Origin of the sequence: Streptomyces sp. adm13(2018) (assembly GCF_008042145.1) — a bacterium.
Classification (GTDB): Bacteria; Actinomycetota; Actinomycetes; order Streptomycetales; family Streptomycetaceae; genus Streptomyces.
In genome coordinates, this window is the sequence record NZ_RDBH01000113.1 from 88,118 (window position 1) to 103,338 (window position 15,221).

The 15,221-nt window shown below is 72.3% G+C and carries 10 protein-coding genes and 2 pseudogenes; 5 read left to right on the forward strand and 7 right to left on the reverse strand.

Translation table 11 applies throughout. The features are described 5' to 3' along the window. Positions 1 to 23 precede the first annotated feature (23 nt). Complete coding sequence (locus tag EAO70_RS10365) at positions 24 to 1,064, reverse strand: multicopper oxidase domain-containing protein (RefSeq protein WP_148002715.1); 1,041 nt, start codon at positions 1,062 to 1,064, stop codon at positions 24 to 26. 206 nt (positions 1,065 to 1,270) lie between these two features. Between EAO70_RS10365 and EAO70_RS10370 the strand changes: the two genes are divergently transcribed. Together EAO70_RS10370 and EAO70_RS10375 are read left to right on the forward strand one after the other, a co-directional pair. Next, the gene (locus EAO70_RS10370) at positions 1,271 to 3,760 is read left to right on the forward strand and encodes a ThuA domain-containing protein (protein WP_148002716.1); all 2,490 of its coding nucleotides are present in this window, start codon (positions 1,271 to 1,273) and stop codon (positions 3,758 to 3,760) included. A 53-nt stretch (positions 3,761 to 3,813) separates the two neighbouring features. Next, the gene (locus EAO70_RS10375) at positions 3,814 to 5,979 is read left to right on the forward strand and encodes an OmpL47-type beta-barrel domain-containing protein (protein ID WP_148002992.1); all 2,166 of its coding nucleotides are present in this window, start codon (positions 3,814 to 3,816) and stop codon (positions 5,977 to 5,979) included. A gap of 67 nt (positions 5,980 to 6,046) precedes the next feature. Here EAO70_RS10375 and EAO70_RS10380 read toward each other — a convergent pair whose 3' ends face one another. Further along, positions 6,047 to 7,849 (reverse strand): SpoIIE family protein phosphatase, encoded by a 1,803-nt coding sequence (locus EAO70_RS10380; RefSeq protein WP_148002717.1) that lies wholly within the window; start codon positions 7,847 to 7,849, stop codon positions 6,047 to 6,049. Positions 7,850 to 7,984: 135 nt separating this feature from the next. Between EAO70_RS10380 and EAO70_RS10385 the strand changes: the two genes are divergently transcribed. From EAO70_RS10385 to EAO70_RS10395, 3 genes are read left to right on the forward strand one after another with little or no spacing between them, the layout of a single operon-like run. Then, on the forward strand, positions 7,985 to 8,359 hold the full coding sequence (locus EAO70_RS10385) for a PadR family transcriptional regulator (RefSeq protein ID WP_148002718.1): 375 nt from the start codon (positions 7,985 to 7,987) through the stop codon (positions 8,357 to 8,359). Continuing rightward, positions 8,356 to 8,565, forward strand: a complete 210-nt coding sequence (locus tag EAO70_RS10390; protein ID WP_148002719.1) for a hypothetical protein — start codon at positions 8,356 to 8,358, stop codon at positions 8,563 to 8,565. The genes EAO70_RS10385 and EAO70_RS10390 overlap by 4 nt, the downstream gene beginning before the upstream one ends. 40 nt (positions 8,566 to 8,605) lie before the next feature. After that, a complete protein-coding gene (locus EAO70_RS10395) occupies positions 8,606 to 9,994 on the forward strand; it encodes a diacylglycerol/lipid kinase family protein (protein ID WP_261992792.1) in 1,389 nt (462 codons plus the stop codon). Here the strand turns inward: EAO70_RS10395 and EAO70_RS10400 are convergent. The 5 genes and pseudogenes from EAO70_RS10400 to EAO70_RS10420 form a co-directional block, all read right to left on the reverse strand. Next, positions 9,982 to 10,971, reverse strand: a pseudogene (locus tag EAO70_RS10400) (MCE family protein); the annotation flags it as partial. The gene EAO70_RS10395 and the pseudogene EAO70_RS10400 overlap by 13 nt on opposite strands. Beyond that, positions 10,968 to 12,053: an MCE family protein gene (locus EAO70_RS10405; protein ID WP_148002993.1), complete on the reverse strand. Its 1,086-nt coding sequence runs from the start codon at positions 12,051 to 12,053 to the stop codon at positions 10,968 to 10,970. The gene EAO70_RS10405 and the pseudogene EAO70_RS10400, both read right to left, overlap by 4 nt. Then, a complete protein-coding gene (locus EAO70_RS10410; RefSeq protein WP_148002720.1) occupies positions 12,053 to 13,099 on the reverse strand; it encodes an MCE family protein in 1,047 nt (348 codons plus the stop codon). Before EAO70_RS10410 ends, EAO70_RS10405 begins: the two co-directional genes overlap by 1 nt. Continuing rightward, a complete protein-coding gene (locus EAO70_RS10415) occupies positions 13,096 to 14,151 on the reverse strand; it encodes an MCE family protein (RefSeq protein ID WP_148002721.1) in 1,056 nt (351 codons plus the stop codon). The genes EAO70_RS10410 and EAO70_RS10415 overlap by 4 nt, the downstream gene beginning before the upstream one ends. Beyond that, positions 14,148 to 15,220 (reverse strand): annotated as a pseudogene (locus EAO70_RS10420) (MCE family protein). The gene EAO70_RS10415 and the pseudogene EAO70_RS10420 overlap by 4 nt, the downstream one beginning before the upstream one ends. Position 15,221 lies beyond the last annotated feature (1 nt).

The following is a 15,221-nucleotide window of genomic DNA, read 5'->3' on the forward strand; positions in this document are numbered from 1 at the left end:
GAATCGCGTGGGGGCCGGGGGCATCAGTGGTGGTGGGTGCCCCCGGAGGTCCCCGCGGCGGCCTTCTCCGCCGCCCTCGCCTGCGCCGCCCCGTGGGTTCCGTGGTCGCCGTGGCCGGGCACGGTGCCGTCCGGCTTGGCGACCAGGAAGAGGCCGGCCATGCCCATGTCGGAGTGGCTCTGGACGTGGCAGTGGTACATCCAGGCACCGGCTCCGACGTGCTCGCCGGCGATGATCTGGAAGCCGAACGAGTCCGCGGGTCCGGTGATCTTGTTGTCGACGACCCGGCTGACGTCCTCGGGGCCGGCGAGGAGCCCGGTGCGGTTGTCGGCCCAGCGGTGACCGTGCATGTGGAACGTGTGGTAGTACTCGCCGTGCGTGATCATGACGATCTCCACCCGGTCGCCGACGGTGGCCCGGAAGTCCGGCGGCTCGGCCGCGGGCCGGTTGTTGATGGTCATGTCGTTGAAGACGATGGTGAACTGCTTGTCCGGCAGGATGTCGCCCTTGCGGCGCACCACCAGGCCTCCGTAGAGGCCCTTGCGGATGCCGCCGGTGCCGTGGTCCGTGCCCACGACGTGGTCGTGGTAGTGCCAGTACCCGGCGCTGCCGGGCCGCCAGGTGCCGTCGGGGCGGCGGCCGGGGGCATGGCTCCGCCAGGTGTACGTGCGGGTGGCGCCCGCCTCGACGTGGCTGCCGCTCATCCGGGTGCCGTCGTTGTCGATGTCGTAGTCCACGCCGTGCGCGTGGAGGCTGACCGGGACGTCCATCAGGTTCTCGAACTCGATGTGGAGGGTGTCGCCCTCGTTGAGCTCGATGAGCGGGCCGGGGACGGTGGCCCGGCCCTTCTCCAGGCCGTACCCCATGCGCCCGTCGGCCAACTTCTCGGCGTACAGCTTGAGATGGCGTACCTGGCCGCCGGCCGGGGCAGTCCTCAGCGGGGCCGCCGCGGCGGCGGCGCCGGGCGCGGCGGTGGAGGCGGATGCGAGGGACAACGATGTCACGCCGGTCGCGGCGACGGCCCCGCCCGCGAGCAGGCGACGGTTGAAGCTACGTCTGTCCATGTCGAACTCTCCGGTCTTCAGAGGAGATTGACGGGCTGCGGGGCCGACGGGGGCTCCTGGGGACGGCCCACACCGTAGCGGGGCGACAGCTGTTTATCCACACTCAGGACAAAGTTCGTCCGGTTGCGGTCATAGCCCTTGGCGAACCGTGCAAAGAGGTCTAGCTTCAGCGGCTGTCGTTGTGACCTCAGAGGGATGGGTGACCCATGAAGCGCACACCACATCACCGGTCGAGAGCGAGAACGGGCCTCGTCGTGGCGGCACTCGGGGCGGGAGCCCTGACCGCCTCGCTGCTCGGCGGCCCCGCCGCCGCCAAGCCGTATCCGGAACCGTCGCCTTCCGGCCCGTCGACAACGTTATCCCTGCCGTCGCCGCCGGGCGGCGCCAACGTCCGGGTCCTCGTCTTCCACGGTTCGGCGACGGCCGAGTCCCCGACGGTGGACGCGGGCATCGCGGCCGTCGAGAGCATCGGCCTCACCGGGCCGGCCGCCGGCCGCTACCGCACCGAGGCCACCGACGACCCGGCCGTGTTCACCGACGCCGGACGGCTCGGGAAGTACAACGCCGTGGTGTTCCTGACCGGGGGCGGCGATGTGCTCGACCCCGAGCAGGAGGCGGGCCTGGAGGCCTACATGGAGGCGGGCGGCGGCTTCGTCGGCGTCCACGAGGCCGCCCGCACCGAGCCCTACTCCGGCTGGTTCACCGGCCTGATCGGGGCCCGTCCGACCGGCGCGCCGAGCGGCACGCAGCGCGCGGTGGTGGAGGTCGGCGACCGGCAGCACCCGGCCACGAAGTCCCTTCCGCTGGAGTGGAAGCGGCCCGACCGGTGGTTCAACTGGGACCGTAACCCGTCCGGCACCGTGCACACCGTGGCCCGGGTCCGGGAGTCCTCGTTCCAGCCCGCGGCCAAGCCCAACGGCTGGGACCACCCGGTCTCCTGGTGCCGCGACTACGACGGCGGCCGGTCCTTCTACACCGCGATGGGCGGCACCGTCGACAGCTACGCCGAGGCGGATTTCCGGGACCACCTCCGCGGCGCCATCGCCTGGACCGCGCGGATCTCCCGGGCGGACTGCAAGGCGACCATCGACGGCAACTACACCGCCGAGCGCGTCACCAGGCCCAACCAGCCCGGCCAGAACGACCAGATCGGCGAACCCCACGGTCTCGTCGTCGCTCCCGACGGCCGCGTCCTGTACATCGGCCGCGGAGGCGCCGACGCGAGCGTGCCGGTGGTCACCGACTGGAACGACCCGGACATCGGCAAGGGCAACGGCGAGATCCACGTCTACGACCCGAAGACCAGGCAGGTCACCAGGGCCGGCGCGCTCACCGTGTTCGGCAACAAGGGCGGCGGCGACGAACTGGTCAAGAACGAGGAGGGGTTGCTCGGCATCGAGCTCGACCCCGCCTTCCTGACCAACGGCTGGGTCTACCTCCACTACACACCGCACTCCCGGATCGACCGCGTGGAGCACATGGGCGAGCGACGGGTCTCCCGCTTCACCCTGGACCTCGCGACGAACCGGCTCGACCTGGCGAGCGAGAAGGTGCTGCTGAGCTGGCCGGTCCAGATCCACAGCTGCTGCCACGCGGGCGGCGGGATGGCCTGGGACTCCAAGGGCAACCTGTACATCGCCACCGGGGACACCAACTCGTCCGGATCCAGCGGCGGTTACTCGGGCAACAACCCCGCCCCGAACTTCCGGGGCGTCTCCTTCGCGGACGCCCGCCGCACCGCGGGCAACACCAACAACCTCAACGGCAAGATCCTGCGGATCCACCCCGAGCCCGACGGTACGTACACCCTCCCCGCCGGCAACCTCTTCACCGGCAGCGAGAGCGACGAGGGCGGCGGCAGGACCCGGGGCGAGATCTACGTGATGGGAGTCCGCAACCCCGCCCGGATCTCCGTCGACCGGCAGACCGACATCCTCTACGCGGGCTGGGTCGGCCCCGACGCGGGCGCGCCGTCGACGACCTGGGGCCCGGCCAAGTACGACACGTTCGCCGCGATCACCAAGGCGGGCAACCACGGGTGGCCGTACTGCATGGGCAACAAGCAGCCCTACCGGGACCGCGGTCTGCTCGACCCGGCCAAGCCGCTCGGCTGGTACGACTGCGACGCCCCGAGGAACGAGTCCCCGAACAACGACGGCCTGGTGAAGCTGCCGCCGGTGACCGGGAACACCATCTGGTACTCCCCGCAGGGCGGCGGCGTCGACTACCCGAGGGACGCGAACGGCGTCCCGAGCTACCGGCAGGAGGAGCAGAAGCTGCTGCTCCCCTGGCTCAAGGGCGGCGGGCAGGCGACCATGAACGGCCCGCTGTACCGCTACGACGCGGCGAGCGACTCGACGGTCAAGTGGCCCTCGTACTGGGACGGCAAGTGGTTCGTCGGCGACTTCTACGACGGCAACCAGCCGCGGCACGCCGTGCTCACCGACCCGAAGACCGTCGGCAGGGGCGGGCTCCCGGTGCACGCCGAGTCCCTCAAGAAGATCATCCCGGTCGGGCAGGGCGGCATCCGCAACCTGATGGACTGGAAGTTCGCCCCGGACGGCTCGCTGTACGTCCTGGACTACGGGCGCGGCTTCTTCACCTCCCACCCCGACTCCGCGCTGTGGCGCGTGACCTACAAGGGCGGCGGGCCGACCCCCGCCGCGGACCAGCTGGCCAGGAGGGCTGCGCGGTGACGACGAGACGGAGAGGCGCGAGCCTGTGGGCGGCGCTGGTGGCCGCCGTGGCGATGGTCGTCGGGCTGACCTCGGCCGCCGCCTACGGCAGGGCGGACGACGTCCGCCGCGGCGACGGCGGCCGGACCGCCGCCGCCCAGGTGCTGACCTGGAAGGCCGGCGACCCCATCGACCGCTACCTGGAGTTCCCGACCACGGCGACGGCCGGCCCGACGACCATCGTCTTCGAGAACAGCACGGCCACGGGCAACACGACCGGCATGCCGCACACCCTGACCTTCGACGTCTCCGACCCGGAGTACAACAACGACGTCCCGCTCAACATCCTGGCCAACCCGGGCGACGCGAACGGCGGCCGGCACACGGCCGAGGTGACGCTGACCCCGGGCCGGTACCTCTTCAAGTGCACCATCCCCGGGCACGGCCAGATGCAGGGCATCCTCACCGTCACCGAGGGCGGCGGCGAGGACACCACCGCCCCGGAGACCACCGCGAAGGTCGAGGGCGACCGCGACGCCGACGGCGCCTACGTCGGCCAGGCGACGGTCACCCTTGCTGCGACGGACGCCGGTTCGGGCGTGGAACGGGTCGAGTACGCGCTCGGCGCGGACGGCCCGTGGCAGCCGTACACGGTCCCGGTCGTCGTCGACACGGTCGGCGCGCACACCCTGCGCCACCGGGCCATCGACAAGGCGGGCAACACCTCCGCAGAGAAGTCCGCCGCGTTCTCGGTCGTCGCCCGGCCCACCGACGACACGACGGCGCCGGAGACCTCGGCGACCGTCTCCGGCGAGCGGGACGGCCAGGGCCGCTACCTCGACATGGCGACCGTGACGGTGACCGCGTCCGACACCGGCTCGGGCGTCAACACCATCGAGTACGCGCTCGGCGACGGCGCCTGGCAGCCGTACACGGCTCCCGTGATGGTGCACCAGGTCGGCGACCACACCGTCCGCTACCGGGCGACGGACAAGGCGGGCAACAGCGCCGCGGTGAAGTCCACGGCCTTCACTGTCGTGGCGCAGCCCGATCCCGACACCACCGCCCCCGAGGCGGCCGCGGCCGTCACCGGGACGCGGGACTCCGGCGGCGCGTACCTCACCAGCGCCACGGTCACCCTGTCGGCGTCCGACGCGGACTCGGGCGTCGAGCGGATCGAGTACTCGCTCGACGGCGGCCCGTACCTGGCGTACACCACCCCGGTGATCGTGGACCGCGTCGGCCGCCACACGGTGCTGTACCGGGCGACGGACAAGGCGGGCAACACCTCCGCGGCCCGGAGCACGGCCTTCACCGTGGCCGAGGGCGGCGGGGTGCCGGCGCCGAACTGCCCGGAGTTCGACGAGCGTCCGACGGTCTTCGTCGGGACCGTCGACACCGGCGTCCCGAACCGGATGACGAACCGCCGCTGCGCGGTCAACGAGCTCATCGAGGACGAGAAGGACTGGTCCTCGCACGCCCTGTTCCTCAAGCACGTCGACACGGTGATCGACCGGCTCCTCGCCGACGGCGTCATCGACACGCGGGAGCACCGGAAGATCTACCGCGCGGCCAAGGAGTCGGGCATCGGGAAGCCGGGACAGACCGAGGGGTACCGCGACCTGTTCGACGGCACCGCCGCCAGCTTCTCGAAGTGGCAGCACGTGGGCGGCGGGAGGTTCGGACTGACCTCGGACGGGGCCATGACCAGCAGTACCACGGTGCCGGGCATGGGCATGCTGTGGTTCCCGCAGCGGCAGTACGGCGACTTCTCGCTCAAGCTCCAGTGGCGCGACGACGCCCCGGGCGCCGCCAACGCCAACGGCGGGGTGTTCGTCCGCTTCCCGTACGTCCACGACAACCCCGAGGAGTCCCGCCCCGAGTGGGTCGCCATCAAGTACGGCCATGAGATCCAGGTCCTCGACCGGCCCGACGGCGACCCGTACAAGACCGGCTCGCTGTACGGCTTCGACCGGGTCGGCCTCGCCGGTGCCGGGGTGACGCCCAAGGGCACCTGGAACGACTACGAGATCCGGGTGGAGGGCCAGCACTACTCGGTCTTCCGCAACGGCAGGCTGATCAACGAGTTCGACAACACCGGAGGCCAGGTCTTCGAGCCGCCGCGCGGCGACGACCCGGGCACGGACGGCCGACGGTACGCCTCCGGCTACCTCGGGCTCCAGGTCCACGGCACGACGGACGTGATCTCCTACCGCGACATCCGGATCAAGGAACTGTAGGCACCGCGAGCAGCGACCGCGCTGGGGCCCCTCTTCCGTCCGGAGGAGGGGCCCTTGCGGTGCCGCGTCACGTGGGCAGGTTCTGCTCCGCCCACACGACCTTGCCGGAGACCGTCCGGCAGGAGCCCCACCGGCGGCACAGCATGTTGATCAGCTGGAGGCCCCGGCCCCCCTCGTCGCTGAGATCGGCGTGCTGGATCTGGGGCAGGTCGGGGCCCGTGTCCGACACCTCCACGACGAGGCGCTCCCCGCGGAGCAGCCGGAGGCGGCCGGGGCCGTTGCCGTAGCGCAGGGCGTTGCCGACGAGCTCCGAGACGACGAGTTCGCAGACATCGGCGAGCTCCGCCAGGTTCCAGGCGTCCAGCTGGTCGGTGACCAGTCCGCGGGCGACGGACGCGGCCCGGCCCTCCTGCGGCAGCTGCCATTCGCGCAGCTCGCCGGGGGTGGAACCGCCTGCGGTCGTCGCGACGAGGAGGACGGCCTCGTCGAAGCGGCTGGAGTCGGTCGGGGCGCAGTCCGTCAGCCCGCCGCGTTCGAGGGCCTCGGGGGTGAGGCCGCGGGCCGCCGACCGGAGCAGCTCCAGCTGGTGGTCGAGGTCGGCGTGCCGGGACTTCACGAGGCCGTCGGTGTACATGACGAGATGGCCGCCGGCCGGGACCTCCAGGCGGATCGGGTCGTACGGGATCACGCCCGCGCCGAGGGGCGCGCCGATCGGTACGTCCACGAAGGTCGCGGAGCCCTCCCCGTCGACGAGCAGCGGGGGCAGATGGCCGGCGCTGGCCAGGGTGTAGGTGGAGTCGGCCGGGTCGTGGACCGCGCAGAGGAAGGTGGCGACCTGCTCGTCCTCCAGGTCGCGGGTGGCCAGGTCGAGCCGGGCGAGGACGCGTTCCGGCGCCATGTCGAGGGTCATCAGGGTCCGGGCGACGGCGCGCAGGCGTCCCATGGTGGCGGCGGCGGGCAGTCCGTGGCCCATGACGTCGCCCACCATGAGGGCCGTCCGTCCGCCGGGCAGGGCCATCACGTCGTACCAGTCCCCTCCCACGCCGTGGTGGGCCGTCGACGGGGTGTACTCGGCGTGGATCCGCAGGCCGGGCGTGACCGGGGTCGCGCGGGGCAGGAGGCTGCGCTGGAGGGAGACGACGTGTTCGCGCTCGCGTCCGTACAGCCGGGCGTTGTCGATGTAGACGGCGGCCTGGGAGGCGAGCTGCTCGGCCACGGCGAGGTCCGTCGAGGAGAACGGGGGCGTGCCCCGGCCGCGTACGAAGTCCGCGCTGCCGAGCAGCAGCCCGCGGGCGATCAGCGGCACCGCCAGATAGCTGTGGACTCCCGCGGCGCGCATCTTCGCCGCGGCGCTCTCGGTGGGCGCGACGCGCAGGAAGTCCTCGTGGCGCATGCGGCTGAGCAGGACGGGCCGGCCCTGGCGCAGGCAGTAACGGTGCAGGAGGGTCTCGTGGGCCTGCTCGGTCCGGACGAAGGTCTCGCCGACCGGCGTGGGCTCCAGGGAGGCCAGCTCGTCGACGAAGCTCAGCGCGGTGGCCCGGAGGACCGGGATGCCCGTCCCGGTCCAGCGTGAGCCCTCCTCGCCCCGCAGGACGCTCTCCAGGATGTCGACGGCGGCGCCGTCGGCCAGGACGGGCACGGTGAACTCGGCCAGTTCCCGGGCGGTCCGCTCCAGGTCGAGCGTGGTGCCGATCCTGGCGCCGGCGGAGTTCAGCCAGGCGAGCCGGCCGCGGGTGGTGAGGCGGTCGAGGGGCACCTCGCCGTCGCTGCGGCCGAGCCGGCCGCGGGCGCCGGTCGAGCGGAGGACCGAGGCGCCCTTTCCGGCCGAGGCACGGCGGGCAAGGCTCCGCCTTCCGTTGCCATCGTTCACTCTTGCGGCCTCCAGACAGAAACTCGTCCGCTGTTGGTGCACATCATGCACCCGCCTCCCCCTCCTGGCCGATCAGGGCGACACCTCACGTCACTGTCTTGTGGCGCAAGACAGTGCCCGACTACCATGCGCCGCATGACAATGGGGCTGCCGAACGCCGGTGACCAGCGGCGGAGCCAGCTCCTGCGCGGAGTGCTCGATCTGTGCCTGCTGTCGCTGATCGCCGAACGACCGCGGTACGGCTACGAGTTCGTGGAGGCGCTCACCGAGAGCGGGCTGGAACTCGTCGGTGAGGGCAGCATCTATCCGCTGCTGGCCCGGATGGAGCGGGCGGGGCTCGTCGAGCCGTTCCGCGCCCCGTCGTCCAGCGGCGGGGCCCCGCGCAAGTACTACCGGCTGTCCGAGGCGGGCCGGGCCGAGCTGGAGCACGGCCGGGCCGTGTGGCGGGGATTCACCGCCCAGGCCGACCGGATCCTCACTCGAACGACCCACGGGGGAACGACACCATGACCAACGAGCACGTCCTCGCCGTCTGCCGCAGCAACGGGGAGTACCGGGGCCTCGACGACGCGGCGGTGTGCGAGGTGCCGGCCGCGCTCCGGGCCCACCTGGAGGACGCCGAGGCGGCCGGCCGCACTCCGCACCGCGGCACCCTGACCCGCCGCCGCGCTCACCCGCACGGCCCGGCAGGGATGCCCGACGGTCCCCCAGCATGAACGCTGGAGGCACGGGCCGGGCCGAGAGGTGGGACACGCGATGAACCAGGACGGCAGCGGCGGGACGCGGACGAGGGGATCCGGCACGCGGGCCGCCGCACGGTTCCTGGCCCGGATCGCGGTGCTCGCGGCGGTCGGCTCCCTGGTCCTCCTGGGGTTCGCCATCGGCGACGGCGGCCTCGTGGTCCTCCTGGCCGGCCTGCTGGGGATCGTCCTGTGTGCCGCGGGAGCCTGGTGGTTCGTGGCCCACCGCGGCGCGGTCCGCCTCCTCGGCGCGCTCGTCGCGGTCGCCGCGCCGGTCGGGTTCATGGCGCTCCTCACCCAGGACGGCCTCTGGCGCCCGGCGCTCGCGCTGGTCCTGTGCTGGGGCCTCGCGGTGGCCTGCGCGCGGGCCGCGCTGCGCAAGGCCCGCCGGCCGCGCCGGACCCGCGTCTTCCCGGCCTCCCCGCCCCGCCGGGCCTTCCTCATCATGAACCCGAGGTCCGGGGGCGGGAAGGTCGGCCGCTTCCAGCTCGTCGAGCGCGCCGAGGCCCTGGGAGCCCGGGTGACCGTGCTCGATCCCGACGACCCCGCCGACGTCGCCGAGCTGGCCCGCGAGGCGGTGGCCGGGGGCGCCGACCTGCTCGGCGTCGCGGGCGGCGACGGCACGCAGGCCCTGGTCGCGGCCGTCGCCGCCGAGCACGACCTGCCGTTCCTCGTCATCTCCGCCGGAACCCGCAACCACTTCGCCATGGACCTCGGCCTCGACCGCGACGATCCGGCGCGCTGCCTCGACGCGCTCACGGCCGGCGAGGAGCTGCGGATCGACCTCGGCGACGTCGCGGGCCGGCCGTTCGTCAACACCGTGTCGTTCGGTGTCTACGCCGATGTCGTGCAGCACCCCGAGTACCGCGACGCCAAGGCGGGTACGGCCCTGACCCTCATGCCGGACCTGCTGGTCGGCGAGGGGGTGCGCCGGCTCGACGCGCGGATCGACGACACGCCGCTGACCTCCCAGCAGGCACTCCTCGTCAGCAACAACGCGTACACCTCGCCCGACGTGGTGAGCGGCGGCGGCCGCCGTCCCAGCCTCGACGACGGCGAGCTGGGCGTGCTGGGCATCCGAGTGGAGGGCGCCGCCGAGGCGGCGGACCTCGCGGTGCGCGGTTCGCAGTCCGCCGGACTGACGGTCGCGACCGCCCGCCGCGTCGAGGTGACGGCCACGGTGGCGGTCGACGAGGAGGGGGCGGATGGCGAGGGGTCGGGCGGCGGTGCGTCGGACGCCCCGGCGGCCGACGGTGCCGGTGGGGACGGCCCGGGCGCGGACGGGTCCGGGACGGACGACGTCCCCCGTACGGACGAGATCCCCGTGGCGGTCGACGGCGAGGCCCTGCGCATGCCCACACCGGTCGTCTGCACCCTGCGACCGGGCCGTCCCGTGTTGAGGTAGTCGCCCTTGACGCCCCGCAGCACCTCGTCGGTGAAGGGGTAGGTGAGCAGCACCTGGAGCGAGTCGGGCAGGTCGGCACCGGCGTCCGCGAGTGCCGTGAGGGTGGGGGCGAGGGCCTTGAGGTCGGCGACCATGTCCTTCTTGCTCGCGTCGATGGTGGTGACGGCGACCCCGGAGAGGGTGTCGAGGGCGCGCAGCATGGTCAGGAGCGAGCCCCGCTGGTTCTCCAGGGTGCGGAGGCCGGGCGAGAGGTCGGTGAGGACCGTGTCGACGTCCTTCTTGCGGCCGGCGAGGGTGGCGGAGAGCCGGTTGATGCCGTCGAGGGCGCGGGTGATGTCGCCGCGGTGGCTGTCGAGGGTCTTCACGAGGGTGTTGACCCGCCGGAGCATGGAGCGGACCTCGGGCTCGCGTCCGCCGAGCGCCGCGTTCAGTTCGCGGGTGATCGTCTTGAGCTGGTTGACGCCGCCGCCGTTGAGGAGCAGGGACAGGGCGCCGAAGACCTCTTCGACCTCGGTGTTGCGGCTGGTGCGGGCGAGCGGGATGACGCTGCCGTCGGCGAGCCGTCCGCCGCTGTCCTTGGGCGGGGCGACGAGCTGGATGTACTTCTCGCCGAGGAGGCTGGACTGTTCCAGCCGGGCGCCCGCGTCGGCGGGCAGCCGGACGTCGCCGTTGATCTTCAGGGTGACCCGGGCGGACCAGTTGTCGGACCCGAGCTCGATGGCGGTGACGCGGCCGACGGCGACGTCGTTGACCTTGACCGCGGACTGCGGCACGAGGCTGAGGACGTCGTCGAGTTCCGCGGTGACCGTGTAGGGGTGGGGGCCGAGGTCGGCTCCGCCGGGCAGGGGCAGGTCCTCGATGCCCTCGAAACGGAAGGGGTTCCCGGGGGTCGCCCCGAGGACGAGGGCGAGTCCGACGCCGAGCACGACGGCGCCGACGGCGCCGGCGCCGACGGCCCGCGGGGTGGGGCGGCTCATCGGTCCCCCTCTCCGGCGGCCGGCGAGGAGGCGCCGGGCCCCGGGCCACCCGTGCTGCTCGTGCCGCCGGATCCGCCGGTGGACGCGGAGCCTCCGGCGACCGGCAGCGGGAGCAGGGGGCCGCCCATGCTGATCTCGTTGAGGTTGGCCCGGCCGTCGAGGGTGCGGGTGGCCGGGTTGTAGGCGTTGACGACGTTGGTGGCCGCGAGGGGGGCGACGTCGAGGGCCTCGGCGAGGGAGGCGCGCTGGTCGACGAGGGTCTGGGTGAGGGGGACGAGCCGGTCGACGTTCTTCTTGAGTTCGCCGCGGTTGTCCTTGATGAACGCCTTGACCTGGACGAGCGCCCTGCCGAGTTCCTTGAGGGCGCCGGCGAGGTCGTCCTTGTTCTCCGCGAAGTAGCCGACGACCTCGTCGAGGCGTTCCTGCGCGGTGCGGACGTCGCCGTCCTTGTCCTTGAGCATGGTGGTGAAGGTCTGGAGCTGGCCGAGGGTGGTGAAGAAGTCCTCGCTGCTGCCGTCCAGGGTCTTGGCGGCCTTGCCGAACTCCTTGATGGAGGTGCCGATGGAGGCGCCGTTGCCCTTGAGGTTCTTCGCGCCGGTGTCGAGGAGTTCGGACAGGGCGCCGGCGGAGTTGGCGCCGTTCGGGCCGAGTGCCCGGCTCAGTTCGGTGATGGAGGCGTAGAGCTGGTCGATCTCGACGGGGGTGCGGTTGCGGGCGGCGGGCAGTTCCGCGCCGTCGGAGAGGGCAGGGCCGGTGCTGTACGCCGGGCTGAGCTGCACGTACCGGTCGGCGACGATGCTGGGGGCGACGACGAGGGCCCGGGCGTCGGCGGGGACGCGGACGCCCTCGTCGAGGAGGAGCCGGACGCGCACCCGGGTGCCCCGCGGTTCCACGGACTCGACCTCGCCGACCCGTACGCCGAGGACTCGCAGGTCGGAGCCCGCGTAGATGCCGACCGCGCGGTCGAACCAGGCGGTGATCCGGGTGCCCTCGTCGTCGAGGACCCGGACGGCGACGAGGCCGCAGGCGGCGAGCACCGCGAGGGTCAGGCCGGCGACGAGGGGCTTTCTGGGACTGGTCATCATTCACCGCTCCCCTTGGCCGTCGCCTTCGGTCGCGGCGGCAGGCATCCGGTCGTGGGCTGCGAGGTGTCGGGCAGGTAGGCACGGGGCACCACGCCGCACAGGTAGCTGTCGAACCAGCGGCCGCTGCCGAGGGTGTTGCCGACGAGCCGGTAGTACGGGCCGATCAGCGCGAGGGTCTTGTCGAGCCGGCCGCTGTTGCGCTCCAGGACCCCGGTGACCCGGCTCAGGGCCTTGAGGGTGGGGCCGAGCTGCCGGTCGTTGTCGGCGACGACGCCGCTGAGTTCGGTGCCGAGCGCGCGGCTGCCCTTGAGGAGGGCGCGGATGGCGTCGCGGCGCTTCTGGAGTTCGCCGAGCAGGGAGCCGCCGTCCTCGATGAGGGTCTCGAAGCTGGACTTCTTGTCCTCCAGGGTCTTGGTGAACTTCCGGCTGTTCGAGAGGAGTCGGGCGAGTTCGGTGTCGCGCTTGGAGACCGAACGGGAGAGTTCGGAGAGGCCGGTGGCGGCGTTGCGGACGTGCGGCGGGGAGTTCTTGAAGGTGTCGGAGATCGTCTCGAAGCTCTCCGCGAGCTTGGCGGTGTCGATGTCGTCGACGGTGCCGCTGAGGTCCTGGAAGGCCTGGGTGACGTCGTACGGGGAGGTGGTGCGGGACTGCGGGATGCGGATGCCCGGGTCCTGCCGCTCGGAGCCCAGGGGGTCGAGCGCCAGGTACTTCTCGCCGAGGAGGGTCTTGATGGCGATGGCGGCGGTGGACCGGTCGCCGACCCAGGCGTCCCCGACCTCGAACGCCACCTTGACCTTGGCCCCGTCGAGGGCGACCTCGGTGACCTTGCCGACCTTGACGCCGGCGATGCGCACCTCGTCGCCGGTGTCGAGTCCGGCGGCCTCGGAGAAGTCGGCGCTGTAGGTGGTGTCGCCGCCGACCAGGGGCAGCCGCTCCATGTTGAACGCGAGGGCGGCGATCAGGGCGAGGAGGAGCAGTCCGGCGACGGCGACCGCGATGGGGTTGCGTTCCTTGGCCGGCTTGAACCGGGGGCGGGGGCTCATGCGCGGCACCTCGGTTCGGTCACGGCGATCCCGGTCGGCGGCTTGGAGCCGTCGGAGGTTCCGACGCCGGTCACGCGCGCCTCGCAGAGGTAGAGGTTGAACCACGATCCGTACGAGGACAGCCGGGCCAGGGCGGTCATCTTGGCGGGGGTGTTGGCGAGGAAGGACTCGATGGCGGGGGTGTGTTCGCCGAGGGTGCCGGAGAGCCGGCCGAGTTCCCGGATGTCCTTCTTGAGGGGGGCGCGGGCCTCCTGGAAGAGCCCGGCGGTCGTCGTGGTGAGGGCGCCGATGGCCTGGACGGCCTCGCCGAGGGGTTTGCGGTCGGTGTTGAAGCCGGTGACCAGTTTCCGGAGGGTGACGACGAGGTCGTCGAAGGCGGCCTCGCGGTTGTTGAGGGTGGTGAGGACGGTGTTGAGGTGGGTGACGACCTGGCCGATGACCTTGTCCTTGGCGGCGACCGTGCGGGTCAGGGAGCCGATGTGGCGCATCAGGCTGTCGACGGTGCCGCTCTCGCCCTGGAGGACCTGGACGAGCGATCCGGCGAGGTCGTTGACGTCGGCGGGCGAGAGTCCCTCGAAGAGGGGCTTGAACCCGTTGAAGAGCAGGGTCAGGTCGAGGGCGGGGGTGGTGCGGTCGAGGGGGATGGTGTCCCCGTCGTGCAGGGTGCCGGTGAGGTCGCCGCTGCCGCGGCCGAGGGAGACGTAGCGCTGCCCGACCATGTTGAGGTACTTGACGGCGGCGGTCGCCGAGCGGGGCACGGTGCGGTCCTCGCGGACCGAGAAGGTGACCTGCGCGGTGCGCCGTTCGACGACGCGTACGTCGGTCACCTCGCCGACCTTCACTCCGGCGATGCGCACGGAGTCGCCCTTGACGAGCCCGGTGACGTCGGTGAACAGCGCCTTGTAGGAGCGGGTGGCGGAGCCGACGCCGGTGTTGGCGATGCTGAGGCCGAGGACGGTGGTGGCCAGCGCCGTGACCAGGACGAACGCGAGGGACTTCAGCAGGGTGCCGGTCAGTCCGCGCCGGCGGGTGGGGGCGGATCGCATGCTCATCCGAGGGTCACCTCCGCGCCGCGGAACGCCGGTCCGACGAGCGTGCTGGTCCAGTCCGGGAGGTCGCCGGGCCGCTTCCCCGCCGCGGGGGCGAGGAGTTCGTTGACGAGGTCGTTCTCCTGCGGCGAGTTGGCGGGGCCGAGGTTCTGGTCGGCCGCGGCCGAAGCCCGTGCGGCGGGGGCCACCGGGACGCCGAGGTAGGGCACCGGGTAGCAGCGCGGGCCGCCGCCGGCGCCGTACGAGGGGGTGTCCCGGCCGGGGACGTACGCGCCGCGCGAGGGCACGGTGGTGACGTCGACGTGCAGTCCCGGCTGGTCGGTGCCCTTGCCGAGGGCCTTGTCCATCGCCGGTACGAACTGGGCGAGGGTGCGCAGGGTGCAGGGGAAGGACGGGGAGTACTCGGCGAGCAGTTCCAGGGTGGGCCGGCCGGTGGCGCTGAGCCGGATGATGTTGTCCTTGTTCTGGCGCAGGAAGGCGGTCAGGTCCTGGGCCGTCCTGGTGGTGGCGCCGAGGGTGCCGGCGAGGTCTGCCTCCTTCTCGGCGAGGGTGCCGCTGGTGGTGGTGAAGTCGGTGAGCGCCGTGACGATGTCGGGGGCGGCGTCGGCGTAGAGGTGGCTGACCTTCACGAGTTCTTTCAGGTCGCGGGTGAGGGTGGGCAGCTGGGGGTTGAACTCGCGCAGGTGGGCGTCGAGTTCGGTGAGGGTGTCGCCGAGCGTGTCGCCGCGTCCCTCCAGGGCGCGGGAGACGGCCGACAGGGTCGCCGAGAGCTTCTGCGGCTGGACGGCGGTGAGCAGCGGGAGGACGTTGTCGAGGACCTGCTGGAGTTCGACGGCGTTGCTGGAGCGGTCCTCGGGGATGACGGCGCCGGGTGTGAGCGGTGCCGCGGTGGTGCCGCCGGGGGGGACGAGGGCGACGAACCGTTCGCCGAAGAGGGTGGTGGGGAGCGGTCGGAGTCGGTGAACTCCTTCTCGTAGACGGCGATCGCGAGCCAGGCGAGCAGGGCGGGCACCAGGAGGAAGATCACGCCGGCGAACCGGCGGCGCAGGGTCTCGGCACGTGAGTCGCTCATG